The organism is Dyella amyloliquefaciens (genome assembly GCF_004296575.1).
In the GTDB taxonomy this organism is placed as follows: domain Bacteria; phylum Pseudomonadota; class Gammaproteobacteria; order Xanthomonadales; family Rhodanobacteraceae; genus Dyella; species Dyella amyloliquefaciens.
In genome coordinates this window covers 16443-30819 of the sequence record NZ_SAYT01000009.1, presented here as the reverse complement: position 1 = coordinate 30819, position 14377 = coordinate 16443, and the positions used below count along the sequence as shown (strand labels likewise).

At 66.3% G+C, this 14377-nt stretch carries 14 protein-coding genes; 9 read left to right on the top strand and 5 right to left on the bottom strand.

Annotated elements, in window-relative coordinates:
• Window positions 1-43: 43 nt before the first annotated feature.
• Entirely contained in the window at window positions 44-298 is a 255-nt protein-coding gene (locus EPB08_RS19470) for a hypothetical protein (RefSeq protein ID WP_130620794.1), read from the bottom strand.
• Between the two features lie 167 nt (window positions 299-465).
• Here EPB08_RS19470 and aroE point away from each other — a divergent pair, with 167 nt between their 5' ends.
• Window positions 466-1296, top strand: coding sequence for a shikimate dehydrogenase (gene aroE / locus EPB08_RS19465; RefSeq protein ID WP_130620793.1), 831 nt, complete (start codon window positions 466-468; stop codon window positions 1294-1296).
• A 34-nt stretch (window positions 1297-1330) separates the two neighbouring features.
• Here aroE and EPB08_RS19460 read toward each other — a convergent pair whose 3' ends face one another.
• Window positions 1331-2287, bottom strand: a complete 957-nt coding sequence (locus EPB08_RS19460) for a transporter family protein (protein WP_130620792.1) — start codon at window positions 2285-2287, stop codon at window positions 1331-1333.
• A 402-nt stretch (window positions 2288-2689) separates the two neighbouring features.
• Here EPB08_RS19460 and EPB08_RS19455 point away from each other — a divergent pair, with 402 nt between their 5' ends.
• The 4 genes from EPB08_RS19455 (at window position 2690) to EPB08_RS19440 (ending at window position 6611) form a co-directional block, all read left to right on the top strand.
• The gene (locus EPB08_RS19455; protein WP_130620791.1) at window positions 2690-4456 is read left to right on the top strand and encodes a peptide-N4-asparagine amidase; all 1767 of its coding nucleotides are present in this window, start codon (window positions 2690-2692) and stop codon (window positions 4454-4456) included.
• A gap of 152 nt (window positions 4457-4608) precedes the next feature.
• Window positions 4609-5613 (top strand): energy transducer TonB, encoded by a 1005-nt coding sequence (locus EPB08_RS19450; protein WP_130620790.1) that lies wholly within the window; start codon window positions 4609-4611, stop codon window positions 5611-5613.
• Between the two features lie 47 nt (window positions 5614-5660).
• Window positions 5661-5951, top strand: a complete 291-nt coding sequence (locus EPB08_RS19445) for a hypothetical protein (protein WP_130620789.1) — start codon at window positions 5661-5663, stop codon at window positions 5949-5951.
• Between the two features lie 123 nt (window positions 5952-6074).
• Entirely contained in the window at window positions 6075-6611 is a 537-nt protein-coding gene (locus EPB08_RS19440; RefSeq protein WP_130620788.1) for a hypothetical protein, read from the top strand.
• 4 nt (window positions 6612-6615) lie between these two features.
• On the opposite strand, the gene EPB08_RS19435 is transcribed toward EPB08_RS19440, so the two are convergent.
• The 3 genes from EPB08_RS19435 to EPB08_RS19425 form a co-directional block, all read right to left on the bottom strand.
• Window positions 6616-6945: a low molecular weight protein tyrosine phosphatase family protein gene (locus tag EPB08_RS19435; RefSeq protein ID WP_130620787.1), complete on the bottom strand. Its 330-nt coding sequence runs from the start codon at window positions 6943-6945 to the stop codon at window positions 6616-6618.
• Window positions 6942-7478: a gamma carbonic anhydrase family protein gene (locus EPB08_RS19430; protein ID WP_130620786.1), complete on the bottom strand. Its 537-nt coding sequence runs from the start codon at window positions 7476-7478 to the stop codon at window positions 6942-6944. The genes EPB08_RS19435 and EPB08_RS19430 overlap by 4 nt, the downstream gene beginning before the upstream one ends.
• Before the next feature lie 154 nt (window positions 7479-7632).
• Window positions 7633-9375, bottom strand: coding sequence for a patatin-like phospholipase family protein (locus EPB08_RS19425; RefSeq protein WP_229238426.1), 1743 nt, complete (start codon window positions 9373-9375; stop codon window positions 7633-7635).
• A gap of 383 nt (window positions 9376-9758) precedes the next feature.
• Between EPB08_RS19425 and EPB08_RS19420 the strand changes: the two genes are divergently transcribed.
• From EPB08_RS19420 to EPB08_RS19405, 4 genes are all read left to right on the top strand, one after another.
• Complete coding sequence (locus EPB08_RS19420; protein WP_130620784.1) at window positions 9759-11801, top strand: M3 family metallopeptidase; 2043 nt, start codon at window positions 9759-9761, stop codon at window positions 11799-11801.
• Between the two features lie 52 nt (window positions 11802-11853).
• The gene (gene xth, locus EPB08_RS19415; RefSeq protein WP_130620783.1) at window positions 11854-12633 is read left to right on the top strand and encodes an exodeoxyribonuclease III; all 780 of its coding nucleotides are present in this window, start codon (window positions 11854-11856) and stop codon (window positions 12631-12633) included.
• Between the two features lie 22 nt (window positions 12634-12655).
• Window positions 12656-13333, top strand: coding sequence for a YecA/YgfB family protein (locus EPB08_RS19410; protein WP_130620782.1), 678 nt, complete (start codon window positions 12656-12658; stop codon window positions 13331-13333).
• Between the two features lie 162 nt (window positions 13334-13495).
• Entirely contained in the window at window positions 13496-14329 is an 834-nt protein-coding gene (locus tag EPB08_RS19405) for a pirin family protein (RefSeq protein ID WP_130620781.1), read from the top strand.
• The last annotated feature ends 48 nt before the right edge of the window (window positions 14330-14377 follow it).

Genomic DNA, 14377 nt, shown 5'->3' with positions numbered 1-14377 from the left:
ACATCGCGGCGCTCCGCGCCGCGGGATCCACTGCCAGGTGAATTCAGTTCCAGATCAGTCGCGAAGCGGCACGGCGGCGCGGGCGCATGGCGCGCAGCAACTGGCGCGGCAGCGCCGGTTCCAGCGTCAGCAGCAGCACCAAGGGCGCGCCCACCAGCCAGAACGCCGGCGACCAGCCCAGCGTTTCCGTGCGGACCGGTACCAGGGTGGTGATCAGTAGCGCGCTACCGGCCAACAGCCACAGCAAGGCCGCACCAAGCAGGCGTTCGTGATGGGTGATGGAGGTATTCGGGCGCATGGGCTTCGGTCCGTGGGTGTCGATGGACCAAGCCTGCACGGCGCCCATCTCAAAACCTGCGATGGCAACCGCGACGCCGTTTCGCAGACACCCAAAGGAGTCGGTACCGCTAAAATGGGAGGCCCGCCCGGCTACCCGGAGGGGTATCAAAGCCACTAGGAGCTCGCATGAGTGCAGGACAGTTCGCGGTGTTTGGCCACCCCATCAGCCATTCGCTGTCGCCGCAGATCCACCAGGCTTTCGCCCGTCAGTTCGGGCTGGACCTGGAATACCGCACCATCGATGCCGCACCGGCGGACTTCGCCGCGGCCGTTCGCGAGTTCTTCGCTGCGGGCGGCCGTGGCGCCAATGTGACCCTGCCACACAAGGCCGCCGCGTTCGAGCTCGCTGACGAGAGCAGCGAGGCAGCGCGCCGCGCCGGCAGCGCCAATGTGCTGACCCTGCTGCCGGATGGCCGCCTTGCCGGACACAACACGGATGGTGACGGCATGGTGCGCGACATCACCGAGCGCCATCAGGTGGACCTGCGCGGTCATACGGCGCTCATGCTGGGCGCGGGCGGGGCTGCTCACGGGGCTGCCTGGGCCCTGCTCGATGCCGGCGTGGAAACGCTCACCATCGTCAATCGCACGCCCGAAACGGCCGATGCCCTGGCCGACGCCATCGGCGATCCGGTCCGTGCCCACACGCGCTATTGGGAAGACCTCGCCGACCTCGGCGCCTTCGACCTGATCGTGAACGCGACGTCCGCGGGCGTGCTGGGCAAGTCACTCGACCTGCCTTTCGCCATCGTCGGCAATCGCGCCCTGTGCTACGACCTTTCCTACGGCAAGGCCGCCACGGATTTCCTCGCCTGGGCACGTACGGCTGGCGCCCGCTATGCCTTCGACGGGCTCGGCATGCTGGTGGAAACGGCCGCCGATGCGTTCGAGTTGTGGCACGGCAAGCGCCCGGATACCGATCCGGTCTATCGGGAGTTGCACAAGCGCTACGGTTGATCCGGCCTGGGGCCTAATCGATCGGCATGCCGGTTCAGAGATGCAGGGTCGCCGACACCAGCATCGGCTGGTCCGGATGCCCGTTCGGGGAGCGGAACTCGTAGATCCAGCGAGCCTGCAATTCGAGGCCGCTCCCCAGCCAGCGGCTGCTCCAGCTGAGCTGCGGACCGACACCCATGGCCGTTCCTGCGCTCATGCTCGTCCCGGGCAAGCTTCCGGCCGCCGGCGAAAAGTCGACGTACGGTTGCTGGATCAGTGCGGCCACGCCGCCGTAGCCCCAGCCGCTGGCATTGCGATGCATCACCAGCGCCTCGATGCGGCCGACGGCGACATTCTGGTAGCCGTCGGTATCGGACCGGGAAAAGCTCCCTACAGCCACCACGGTGGAGCCGCCGGCATCGGACGAGGGCACGATCTTGGTGTAGGCAACCTTGGGCGTTAGCGTCCATATGTTCGCGCTCGCGGTGATCAGGCGAGCAACCCGCGACGGCTGGGTACTCATGCTCATCTGCAGCGATACGGCGATACGGTCGGTCGCGCTGATTCGATAGCTGGCCGCGAATGGGGTGAAGTCCACCACGCGAGGATCATCCGTGTCCGTCCAGTGGGGCGTATCCCAGGCGGTCGGTGCGGAGACTGAGGCCGGCGCAGGCGTGACATCGGGGACGGCGATGGCGGAGGCGACCGTCCAGCGTCCGAACGTCCTGGACGACACCTGGAGAAAGCCGGTGTTGGGGAACATGTGCCCATCGGCGACACCCATGGCGACCAGGTTGGCCTGGGTGAACGAGCTCGTCCCGGTGAGGGAGGCGGGGCCGAAGGTTGCGGTAGTTACCTGGGGTGTCCTGCTGGATCCCAGTGCATTGGCATACGGCAAATACGACGCCACCGTGCCGATTCCATCGGCATCCTGAGCGGTGGCGGATACGGGCATCGCTCCAGCCAAGGCCAGCAACGAAACCGCGGCCGTCCCAAGTACGTTCGGTGACATCCTCTTGCCCCCTAGGGAAGGAGCCGTCGTCAACCAACGCATTCGTAACCGCCACCGGATCTGTCCAACCCACCGGTGACGACGACGATCCACGCAAGACCCGGGAGGGTCCTGCCTCACTTGCAAGCGAAACAGTCAGAACGTTCGCCATTTAGGCACGGCGACCGTCAATCGCGCGTGCATTACGTTTGAAGCCTTCCTCCATAGGTTCACCAACGACGGCAAAAGGTTGCTCGCCCTCTTAGTGACGATTTCTTCACAGTGGCAAACGTCGCCGTTTCCATCACGGTTTCGAAAGCGATCGCAAAGACTTTTTTTGGACGTCCATAACCAACACACCGCCACCACATCACTGTGATAGCGTGCTGCGCCGCAGGGGGCACGACTCGGGGAGAGAACGTCATGGTGCCTTGGGGATTTGTCCGTCATCGTCTGGCGGTGGCTGCGTTGCTGGTCTTGCTTGGCGGCGCGGTCGCGCCGGCCAGCGCAGATCCGGCGATTGGCTCGAACAATGTGGTGACAGCGGACCCAACGGTGCCGCGACCACCGGGTCAGCCGTGCGTGGTGAACTTGTTCACCAACGTAAGTTTTGACGACTTCAACGCGAGGCCTTATGGCTATGCGCCGCCTGCGTCGTGCAAGGGTGCGTGGGCGAAGGTGGTGCTTGAAGCGGATTTCTCGGTGACGGCCGGTCGCCAGTACGACCGCACCGCCACGCTGTGGCTGGCGGGTGTGAATCTCCTCTTCGGCACCACGTCGGAACCCTCGGCTGCGGTGTCCCCGGCATGGCATGTGGAGCGCGACCTTACCGATTATTCGGCTTTGCTGCGCAGCGCGGGCCAGGGCCAGGCCGTGATCGGCAACCTGGTCAACGCCACCTATACCGGCGTGATCCATGGCAGTGCGCGCTTGCTGTTCTACCCGGCGACGCCGGCCGCACGCGCGGCAGAAGTGCCTGATGCGGTGTATCCGCTGGGCGCTGATCCGGTCGGCGGCACGGCCTCGCTGAATTCATCAAGCGACAAGCTGGCCAGGACGCTCACCCTGCCGACCAACATGGAGCGCGCCTATCTCGATGTGTTCACCCAAAGCCAGAGCGGTGACGAGTTCTGGTACACCTGCGTGCCCGATGAGTATGCCGCGCAGGCGCAGGAATGCGGCGGGGGCAATTTCCGCGAGGCGGAAATCAGCATCGACGGCCAGCCCGCCGGTGTGGCGCCGGTGTATCCGTGGATCTACACCGGCGGCATCGATCCCTACCTGTGGCGTCCCACGCCTGGCGTACAGGCCCTGAACTTCATGCCGTACCGCGTGGACCTCACGCCATTCGCCGGCCAGCTCAGCGATGGCAATCCGCATGAGGTGGCGCTGCAGGTCGCCGGTGCCAACGGCTATTTCTCCGCCACGGCGACGCTGCTGGTCTATCGCGATGCCCATGCCAAGCAGGTCACCGGCAAGGTCACGCGCAACACGCTGGTAGACCAGGCGCCGACGCCGACCATCGGCAGCACGCTCGCCACGGACAGCAGCGGCAACACGGCTGGCGACATCACCACGAAACTGGATCGCCGTTTCGTGATCGAGGGCTATGCCAACACTTCGCACGGGCGCGTGACCAGCTCGGTGACGCAACGCGTGGGCTTCGACGATCGCCAGACCTTCACCATCACCGCGAGCATCTATCGCCAGCAGACCTGGCAGCGCACCTGGTCCGACAGCGTGAGCGAGAGCCGGCTGGGCAACCTGCTCACCGCGCAGCGCAGCCAGCGCTTCAGCTACCCCTTCACGCTCGACTACAACCAGCAGCTGGCCAGCGATGGCAGCCTCAGCGCGGCATCCACGGTGCACCAGGGCTATAGCCAGCATAGCGAGAGTCGCCTGTTCGGCATCAAGCTCTACGACTCCCATGTCGAGAACAGTGTCGACAGCGCGGACACGCTGGTGTTCGACGCCAGCGGCGCCCTAGCCAGCCACAGCGGCCAGCAGAGCGCGCAGGCGTTCCGCTTCCGGGATTCGCTGGGCGGTTGCTATCGCACATCGCTGACCACGAAGGCCGGCGCACTGGCGAGCTACGACGATGGAAAGGGGTGCCCCGGAGGCCAGAACCGGGTGTCCTGGTTTGCCCATCCTGATGGCTCACCGGACAGCAGCCTGCTGCCGGGCCACTGAGCAAGCGTTGCGCACACGCGGCGGTCAGAACCGCGTGTGCGCTGCGTCACAACTGGCGCAGGCAGGCAACATCTTCGCAACATGGCCTCACTAAAGTGGCGCGCCCGTCGACGCGCTGGTGCGTCGGCCTCCCTCCCCCGGTGTCTGCCGCCATGTCACCCGCCTCGTCGCACCATCGTCATCGTGGCGTCGTCCGCCACGGGTTGTTGATCGTCATCGTCCTCATCGTCGCTGCCGCTGCGGCGATCTTCTGGAAACTCAAGTACAGCGCTGGCACTGACGAACCGGCCCAGGACGTGGTGGCCGCCTCGGGGCCGATCGTGCGCGAAGGCGCCGGTACCGACGAACTGCTGCAGCACGCCCGCCAGGCCCTGGCTGCGCAGCGTCTGCTGGCGCCGGCCGGAAACAACGCATTCGAGTCGTACCTGGCTGTGCTCAAGCGCGAGCCCGGCAATCGCGCGGCGCAGGACGCCCTGCGCGAGACCTTCCCGTTCGCGGCGCACGCTGCCGAACAGACCATCGACGAAGGCAGCGATGCCGAAGCGCAACGCCAGATCGAGTTGCTCGCCAGGGCTGATCCGCAGAACTACACACTGACCCTGCTGCAATCGAAGTTGCAGGCACGGCGCGATGCAATCGCTCAGCAGGCGCAGCAGCCAGCAAAGCGCGAAGCTCCGGCCGCCGTGGTGGCAAACCATGTCGTGGCGCCGGTCCCGGTCCCGGCGGCACCCGCCGTGCAACCCGCACCGACACCACCTGCCCCCAAGCCATCGACGGCCCTCACGCCGGCGGAGCAGGCCATTGCACGACTGCAGGTGGAATCCACCACGGTCGAGGCGGCGCCGCGGTCGACCGTGCGTGCCCGTCCCGTCTCGACGGACGCGAACGGTAATGCCGCACCAGTACTGACGAAGCGTGTCGAACCGGTTTATCCGGCCGAGGCGCGACGCACGCGGCGGCAAGGCTGGGTCGATGTGGTGTTCACCGTGCAGACCGACGGCTCGGTCACCGGCGCCAGCGTCGCCGATGCCGACCCCCGCTACGTGTTCGATCGCGCGGCACTCGTTGCGGTGTCGCGCTGGCAGTTCACGCCGGGCGCGCAGGACGGCAAGACGGTGGTTTCCCAGGTGCGCCAGCGCATCGAGTTCCGCCTCTGAGTGCGCCAGGCGCATAATCCGCGGCGAGCCCGTCACGGAGAGATGCCATGCACCGTTCGCTGATCACCGCCGTTCTCGCCACGGCGTTTGCGCTCGGCGGCTGCCACGAGATGACGCAGCCTGAGCCTGTCGTCGTGCACGGCTACGTCACCGACATGAAGGCGTTCGATGCGTTCATCGCGACGCATCCGACGCCCGATCAGTTCCGCGCGCGCTATCCCGACGTGCTGCTGGTGATGCCGGGCGGCGTCACCACGCTGGAGTTCCGTACCAACAACAGCCGCTACTATCCCGAGCTGGACAAGGACGGCCGCATCATCGGCGGCCACTTCAGCTGATCGATGCGTTTGGACGTCCAGACAAGTCACATCGCTGACATCTGGCGTCGCTAATGTGACAGTTCCGCCGGGGCGATTGAGGAACAGTCGGCCCTGCGCGCGGTATTCCACTGCAGCGGTGCCATGTCCAGTCCAGTGTCTTCTGCGCCGAACCGGCGCGTACTTGTGGTTGCTTCCCTGGTCGCGGCGTTCGCCGTCGCGGGCGGCGTGTTCTGGTGGCTGGGCGGCGGCAAGACCTCGGTCATTGCCTCCGCGGGCGGCCAGGCTTCGGATGGCAAGGACGACAGTGGCGTCACGATCCTGCTCGATCTCGCCAAGACGGCGGTGAACGAGCAGCGCCTGGTGGCGCCGGCGGGCAGCAACGCCTACGAGTTTTATCTCTCCGTGCTTCAGCTCGACCCGCAGAACAAGGCGGCAATGGAACAGCTGCACGATGCCTTCCCGGCCGCGTCGGCCGACGTGGAGCGTTCGATCAACGATAACAGCCTGGACGAAGCGCAGCGCGAACTGTCACTGTTGCGCGAATTCGACAGCACCAACTACATCCTGTCGCTACTGGGCGGCAAGCTCGATGCGCAGCGGCAGATCCAGATCCATCAGGACGAAGCGCGCGCCGCGGTCATCCAGGCACAGCAGTCCGCGGGCGGCCCGGCGCAGTAAGCGCTCAGCGCAGCAGCGGTCCCACCTTGCGAAGCAACAGCTCGACCAGTTCGGGCTGCATATGGTCGTAGCGGTCGGGGATATCCAGGCAGACCATGCGCTTGCCGCGCAGCTGCGATCCGTGGCGCGCCTGCAGGCGACGGCGATGCGGGCTTTCCATCACCACGATGAGGTCGGCCCAGACCAGCTGGTCGGCGGATAGCGGCGTTTCCGCGTCGTCGGCCAACCCGGCGGAATCGACCTCGATGTCGGGCCAGTTCGCGAACACCGCCGCGGCAGTAGGACTGCGCAGCCGGTGGCGACTGCACAGGAACAATACGCGTCGCGGCTTCATTGCGCGGCGAGGTACTCGTCCTTCAGCCGCACGTAGTGGTCGGCCGAGTAGTGCAGCTGCTCGATTTGCTTGTCGGTGAGCACGCGCACGCGCTTTGCCGGATTACCCAGCCACAGCTCGGCCTCGCCCACCACTTTGCCCGGCGGGATCACGCTGCCCGCGCCGACGAAGCCGTGTTTCTTCACCACTGCGCCATCAAGCACCACCGCGTGCATGCCGATCAGGCAGTAGTCCTCGATGGTGCAGGCGTGCAGCACGGCGGCATGGCCGACGGTGACGCCCTCGCCGACGATGGTGGGCGTGCCACCCGGCGTATACGGACCATCGTGCGTGACATGCACGATGGCGCCGTCCTGCACATTGGTGCGCGCACCGATACGGATGAAGTTGACGTCGCCGCGCAGCACGGCGCCGGGCCAGATCGACACGTCATCAGCGAGTTCGACATCGCCGATCACGCTGGCCATCGGGTCGACGTACACGCGCTGGTGCAGGGTGGGCCAGATGCCCTTGTATTTGCGTAGAGGATCCATGCGCCTATGGTAACCCCGTCGCCCGTCTTATCACCTGTAGGAGCGCACCCAGTGCGCGATCGCGGCATCGCATCATCGCTGCAGTTTCAGGTTTCCGCGACATGCCGCTCACGGCGTCAGCGCTTCGTTGGCTTTTCGCGCACTGGGTGCGCTCCTACAGTGGCTGCTGTTTCTCCAGCATCTTCATGGTGTGCACGTAGCCGGCGTCGACCGCGCGTTGCCAGTCCTTCCAGTCCAGCATGCCGATGTGTTCCAGCGGTGGCGTGATGAGCAGGTCCGCGCGTTCGCGTCGGTGCTCGCTCGGGCCTTCGCTGTTGACCATGGCGGCGCGTACCAGTGTGGACACCAGGCCGGGACGACGGATGTCCTGATTGCGCCACAGCAGCTGCCACCAGGGAGGCGTCGCGAACTCCTCGGCGGTGGTGAGCAGCGAGATCTCCGCACGGATGTCGATGGCGGTGATGTGCGCAATGCCATCGCAAGCCATCACGTCGGTGGGCAAATTGTCGACCAGAGCGCCGTCCACATAGACGCGCCCCTGGTTCAGCACTGGCGGCAGGACGCCCGGGATGGCGCTGGACGCGCGCAGCCACAGCCACAGCGGTCCCCGCCGATGCACCACCATGCCCTCGCCCGACAGGCAGGTGGAGACGCAGAAGAACGGCATGCTGAGGTCTTCGATCGCGAGTGCGCCGAAGGCGTGGCGCAGCATGCTTGCCGCGCGCCGGCCGCGGGTGAGTGCCACCACCGGCACGGTCCAGTCCGACAGCGGGCGGCCTTCCACGAAGTGGCGGTGGAAGTCCTCCACCATCTCCTCCAGCTCCCAGCCCGCGGCGACCCCGGCGCCGATGATGGCGCCGATACTGGTACCGCCGACGGCATCGAACGTACGACCGGCCTCGTGCAACGCGCGCAGGGCCCCGAAGTGCGCCACGCCACGGGCGCCGCCGCCGGCCAGCACCAGTCCGCGGGCGTGGCCGCTGACCAGGCGCGCCAGCCGGGCAATATCGGTACGTCCGCCGACATGATGGTGCTGCAGCTCGCCGCTGAACTGGCTGCGCCAGCGTTGGGCGGCGCCCAGGCTGGGCTGTCGTCCGGCATGCAGCAGGATCAGGTGGCGTGTGCGGTGGCCGGCCAGGGCGGGGTCGCGCGGCATGGCCTCGGGCCAGGGGTGCGCCGCTCGCGAGGCCATGGCCGGCAACAGCAGCACATCCGCCTGGCGCAGGCAGCGCTGGCGCCAATGGCTGTCGCCGGTGCTGTCCAGATAGATAAGGAAGCGCACCTGCGATTCCTTCTCGGCGAACCAGTCGCTGCCCCGTCCGGCGCCGTGCTCGGCGTCGATCACCAGGCAGCTGCCCCACTGTTCAAGCTCGATCGCCAGCTGCATGGCCAGCGAACGCGCCGGCACCTCGGGGTCCGCCGGCAGCAGCGCAAAGGTGCGCGGCGCATCGGGAGGCTGGTCGCCGCGCATGCGTTCCTGCAGCCGCGCAATGGCCAGGCGCGCCACCCCCAGCATGGCGTGCGGATGTTCGCGCACCAGGGCCTCGAAGGCGACGCGATCCAGCCGCAGCAACTCGGTATCGCGCAGGGCGCGGGCCGTGTGCTGTCGACTTTCGCCGGTGATCAGTCCGACTTCGCCCACGCTGTCCCCGGCGGCCACCAGGCGCACCCGTTCGGTGGGTCCGTCGAACACGCCCAGACTGCCCCGCACCACCAGGTACAAGGCATCGGCCGGGTCATTCCGGTGGAACAAGGTGCGGCCGCCGGGGAGCGAAAACCAATGGAGTTCAGGGGCCAGCGCGGCGAGCGCCTCGTCCCCCAGGTGCCCGAACACGTCGCTTCGACGCAGCAGAGCGGAGAAATCAGGCATAAGGCGACACTGGGCAAATATCGCCATCGTCACCCGTCCTGTCTGTTCGCAGGGCACAGGGCGGTTGGCGAAGGCAGACTGGTTGTCTGTCGAGGCAACGGACCGAAGGCCTGTGGACAGACACGACGGGCCCCACGCACTGGATTTGAATGGATGGGGTGATGTCTGGAAGGCCCGCTGGCGGCGCCGCCCGGCTTGACAAGACGGCCAGTCTTGTCGGCGCCGTGCGGCGCCGCCAGCGGGCCTTCCAGACATCATGACGGTGGTGATATTTGCCCAGTGTCGCCTTACGCATGCCGGAAGGTTAGGCAGGGGATGTGACAAATCATGAGCGCAGGCTGGCTAGACGCTGGCGGCGCGCTTGATTTCGCCAGATCGGGTCGCCACGCTGGCGCGACTGGAGGAATTCAATGGAACAAGACAATCCGCTGCTGGCCGATGACGCGCTGCCGGCGTTTTCGCAGATCCGACCCGAGCAGGTCACCCCCGCCATCGACACCATCCTGGCCGACTATCGCACCGGTATCGATGCGCTGATCGCCCCCGGCGCGCCGCACGATTTCGCCAGCGTGATGCTCCCGCAGGAACGTCTCGAGCAACGCCTCGCCCGCGCCTGGGCGCCGGTGAGCCACCTGCACTCCGTGGCCGACAGCGAAGCGCTGCGCAAGGTCTACGGACCAGCGGAAGAAAAGCTCACCGACCACGCCATCGAGCTGGGCCAGAACCGCGCGCTCTACCAGGCCGTGCAGGCGCTGGCCGATGCGCCCGACTTCGCCAGCCTGCCGCGCCCGGAACGTGCGCTGGTGGAACACGCGTTGCGCGACTTCCGGCTGTCCGGCGTGGCGCTGGAAGAGCCGGCACGCACCCGCTTCCGCGAGATCGGCGTGGAGCTCAGCCGCCTGTCCACCGAGTTTTCCAACGCCGTGCTCGATGCGACGGATGCGTGGCACGAGCACATCACCGACGAACGCGACCTCGCCGGCATTCCCGAATCCGGCCGCGCGGTGCTGCGCCAGTACGCCAAGGAGCAGAAGCTCGAGGGTTACCTCGTCACGCTCAAGCAGCCCAGCGTGCAGGCCGTACTCACTTACGCCGACAACCGTGGCCTGCGCGAACGCGTGTACTGGGCGTACCAGACGCGCGCTTCCGACCAGGGACCGCACGCCGGCAAGTTCGACAACAGCGAACGCATCGACCGCATCATGGCGTTGCGCTTCGAGGCAGCCCAGCTGCTCGGCTTCGCGAACGCGGCGGAGGAATCGCTGGCCACCAAGATGGCGGCATCACCCGCCCAGGTGATGGAGTTCCTGCGTGATCTCGCCGAACGCGCCAAGCCGGTGGCGCGCGCCGAGCTGGTGGAGCTGCGCGACTTCGCCACCACCGAACTCAAGCTCGACAACCTCGAATCCTGGGACGTGGGCTACGCCTCGGAGAAGCTGCGCCAGCAGCAGTACGACCTGGACGAGGAACAGCTCAAGCCCTACTTCCCGCTGCCGGCGGTGATCGACGGCCTGTTCGGCCTCACCGAGCGCCTCTACGGCATTTCGCTCAGCGTGCGCGACGACGTCGATACGTGGCATGCGGACGTTCTCTACTACGACGTGCGCGATGCGGATGGGCGCGTGTTCGCTGGTGCCTACGTGGATCTCTATGCACGCAACGGCAAGCGTGGCGGCGCATGGATGGACGTGTGCCGCGCCCGCTTCCGAGATGGCGACCACGAGCAGCTGCCGGTGGCCTTCCTCACCTGCAATTTCGCACCGCCGACCGAGGGCCGCCCCGCGCTGCTCACGCACGACGACGTGCTCACCCTGTTCCACGAATTCGGCCACGGCCTGCACCACCTGCTTACCGAGATCGCGCTGCCGTCCATCGGTGGCATCGACGGCGTGGAGTGGGACGCAGTGGAACTGCCCAGCCAGTTCATGGAGAACTTCGGCTGGAACCGCGAAGCGCTGGACTTGTTCGCGCGTCACTACGAAACCGGCGAGCGCCTGCCCGACGAGCTGTTCGAGCGCATGCTGGCGGCGCGGCATTTCCATGCCGGCCTGTTCCTCGTGCGCCAGCTGGAATTCGCCATGTTCGACTTCCTGCTGCACCTGGAGTACGAGCCGGCGAAGGGTGCGCGCGCGATGGAGGTGCTGGAGCACGTGCGCCACGACGTCGCCGTACTGCATCCACCCGCATGGCAGCGCTTCCCGCATGCGTTCTCGCACATCTTCGCGGGCGGCTACGCAGCCGGTTACTACAGTTACCTGTGGGCCGAACTGCTGAGTGCCGATGCGTTCGGCGAGTTCGAGGAACACGGGGTGATCGACCGCGCTACCGGCGACCGCTTCCGTCGTGAAATCCTTGCGGTGGGCGCCAGCCGCCCGGCCATGGAGAGCTTCGTCGCCTTCCGCGGCCGAGCGCCGGAACCCGAGGCGCTGCTGCGCAGCCACGGCCTGGCATGAGCATCGCGACCGCCATCCGTTCGCGGGCGGCGGTCGCGGTTACAATGCGCCGATGAAAATCGCCTCATGGAACGTGAACTCGCTGAAGGTGCGCATGCCGCACCTCACCCAGTGGCTGGCCGATGCGCAGCCGGACGTGGTGGCGTTGCAGGAAACCAAGCTGGAAGACGCGAAGTTCCCCGTCGATGAGCTGGCCGCGGCCGGCTATCGCGCGGTGTTCTCCGGCCAGAAGACCTACAACGGCGTGGCTCTGCTCGCGCGCGCAGACGTGCATGGCGAGTTCGGCGATGTCGTCACCGACATTCCGAACCTGGACGATCCGCAACGCCGCATTCTCGCCGCCACCGTCGGTGGCGTGCGCGTGGTCGATCTCTACGTGGTCAACGGCAAGGCAGTGGGCGACGAGAAATACGCCTACAAGCTGGACTGGCTGGCCAAGATGCGCGAGTTCCTCGCCCGCGAAATCGAGCGCCATCCGAACCTGGTGGTGCTGGGTGATTTCAACATCGCGCCGGATGATCGCGACGTGTACGACCCGGTCGCCTGGGGCGAAGACATTCTGTGCTCGCCGCCGGAGCGCGAGGCGCTCAAGCGCATCACCGACCTGGGCCTGCACGACAGCTTCCGCCTGTTCGAACCAGCCGGTGAACACTACACTTGGTGGGACTACCGCCAGGGTGCGTTCCGGCGCAACATGGGTTTGCGCATCGACCTGATCCTGGTCGGCGATGCATTGAAATCCGCCGCAAAAGCCGCTGCCATCGATCGCACGCCGCGGACCTGGGAGCGACCTTCGGATCACACGCCGGTAACGGTTGATCTGGATATCTAGCAAAACGAAACACGGGTAGCTGATGAATACACCCAAGACCGACTGGCCCAGTTCGCTGGACGACAACGAACTAGAGGAACTGGACCAATACCTGCGCGCCCATGTCGGCGAGGGCGACTTGCTGCTGGACGGCGTGCACGGTCTGCTGTCGGCGCTGGCGGTGGGGCCGCTGCAGGTGCTGCCGGAAGAGTGGTTGCCGGAAGTGCTGCACGAACCGTTCGCGGATGAGACCGAAGGCAACCGCGTGCTCGCCTTGCTGGCGAAGCTCAACGACTCGATCAACGCCGAACTCGACGTTGACGCATACGAACCCATCCTCGGTGAAGTGGAAACCGAAACCGGCCCGGTGCTGTCAGCCGCTGGCTGGTGCGAAGGCTTCAGCCGCGGCATCGACCTGCGCGCCGGCCTGTGGGAAAAGCGCCTGGCCGACGATCCACAACTGATGGAAATGCTCGGTCCGGTGATGGCGCTGGCAGTGGACGAAGGCATCCTCAACGCGGATGCCGAGTTCGAAAAGCTCAGCGACGAGGAATACGACGAGTGCCTGACCCAGGTGCCGACCGTGCTTGGCGCGGTGAACCATTACTGGCACGAGCATCCCGCCACCGAGGCGGAACTGGAAGCGGCAGTGAAAGTGACCAGCGAGAGCGAACCGCACTCCCCGCCACCGCGCCACCGTAGCGGGCACTGGGTGCATTGAGGGCGGGAGTGATTGGAAAGGAGTAAGGGAAGGGCGCGTTACCGCCCTTCTCCGGTTACCCACTCCTCGCACTGCGCGAACAATCCGTTCCCGTTTCATGTCTTGGGTGGAAGCACGCGCAGCATCATCATGGTGGGCAGTCCAAATCCTTGGAGACCAGCCATGACCGAACGCAGCATTCTTCGCCGCATCCGCGGCACCGACACGTCCGATGGTGCGGGCGTGAAGCTCAAGCGCGTGATCGGCCAGCCGGGCCTGGACATGCTCGATCCGTTCCTGCTGCTGGACGAGTTTCGTTCCGACCAGGCGGGCGATTACATCGCCGGCTTTCCCGAGCATCCGCATCGCGGCTTCGAGACCGTGACCTACATGCTCGCCGGCCACATGAAGCACCACGACAACCACGGCAACAGTGGTGACCTTGTGCCGGGCAGCGTGCAGTGGATGACCGCGGGCCGCGGCATCCTGCATTCGGAAATGCCCGAGCAGGAAGACGGCCTGATGTGGGGTTTCCAGCTGTGGGTGAACCTGCCGGCGAAGGACAAGATGATCGCACCGCGCTATCAGGACATCGGTCCGGAGCGCATTCCGGTCGCGCGTCCGGCGGAAGGCGTCGAGGTGAAGGTGATCGCCGGCGAGTTCGCTGGCGCGACCGGCCCCGTGGCGGAGATCGTCACGCAGCCGATCTACCTCGACATCGCCGTGCAACCGGGTGCCTCGGTCACGATTCCGCTGCCGGAAGGCCACGCGGGCTTTGCCTACGTGTTCGACGGCAAGGACGCGGAGGTGGCCGGTGAACCGGTGGCCCGCAGCGAGCTGGCGGTGCTGTCGCGTAGTGGCGACTTGCGCATCGCAGCCCGGGACACGGCAACCCGCGTGTTGCTGGTGGCCGGCCACCCGCTCAATGAGGCCGTTACCCGCTACGGACCGTTCGTGATGAACACGCCCGCTGAGATCCATCAGGCGATCGCGGACTTTCGCGCCGGCAAGTTCTGATCCGCCCCGGAGCAGCCCTGCTAGAGGCTGCTCCGACTCCGCCGTTGA

Excerpts from the sequence above, each read along its gene's own strand:
- EPB08_RS19435 (WP_130620787.1), bottom strand. The coding sequence starts at position 6,945 with ATGAAGCCGCGACGCGTATTGTTCCTGTGCAGTCGCCACCGGCTGCGC.
- EPB08_RS19430 (WP_130620786.1), bottom strand. The coding sequence starts at position 7,478 with ATGGATCCTCTACGCAAATACAAGGGCATCTGGCCCACCCTGCACCAG.
- EPB08_RS19440 (WP_130620788.1), top strand. The coding sequence starts at position 6,075 with ATGTCCAGTCCAGTGTCTTCTGCGCCGAACCGGCGCGTACTTGTGGTT.
- xth (WP_130620783.1), top strand. The coding sequence starts at position 11,854 with ATGAAAATCGCCTCATGGAACGTGAACTCGCTGAAGGTGCGCATGCCG.
- EPB08_RS19425 (WP_229238426.1), bottom strand. The coding sequence starts at position 9,375 with ATGGCGATATTTGCCCAGTGTCGCCTTATGCCTGATTTCTCCGCTCTG.
- aroE (WP_130620793.1), top strand. The coding sequence starts at position 466 with ATGAGTGCAGGACAGTTCGCGGTGTTTGGCCACCCCATCAGCCATTCG.
- EPB08_RS19420 (WP_130620784.1), top strand. The coding sequence starts at position 9,759 with ATGGAACAAGACAATCCGCTGCTGGCCGATGACGCGCTGCCGGCGTTT.
- EPB08_RS19455 (WP_130620791.1), top strand. The coding sequence starts at position 2,690 with ATGGTGCCTTGGGGATTTGTCCGTCATCGTCTGGCGGTGGCTGCGTTG.
- EPB08_RS19405 (WP_130620781.1), top strand. The coding sequence starts at position 13,496 with ATGACCGAACGCAGCATTCTTCGCCGCATCCGCGGCACCGACACGTCC.
- EPB08_RS19450 (WP_130620790.1), top strand. The coding sequence starts at position 4,609 with ATGTCACCCGCCTCGTCGCACCATCGTCATCGTGGCGTCGTCCGCCAC.
- EPB08_RS19445 (WP_130620789.1), top strand. The coding sequence starts at position 5,661 with ATGCACCGTTCGCTGATCACCGCCGTTCTCGCCACGGCGTTTGCGCTC.
- EPB08_RS19460 (WP_130620792.1), bottom strand. The coding sequence starts at position 2,287 with ATGTCACCGAACGTACTTGGGACGGCCGCGGTTTCGTTGCTGGCCTTG.
- EPB08_RS19470 (WP_130620794.1), bottom strand. The coding sequence starts at position 298 with ATGCGCCCGAATACCTCCATCACCCATCACGAACGCCTGCTTGGTGCG.
- EPB08_RS19410 (WP_130620782.1), top strand. The coding sequence starts at position 12,656 with ATGAATACACCCAAGACCGACTGGCCCAGTTCGCTGGACGACAACGAA.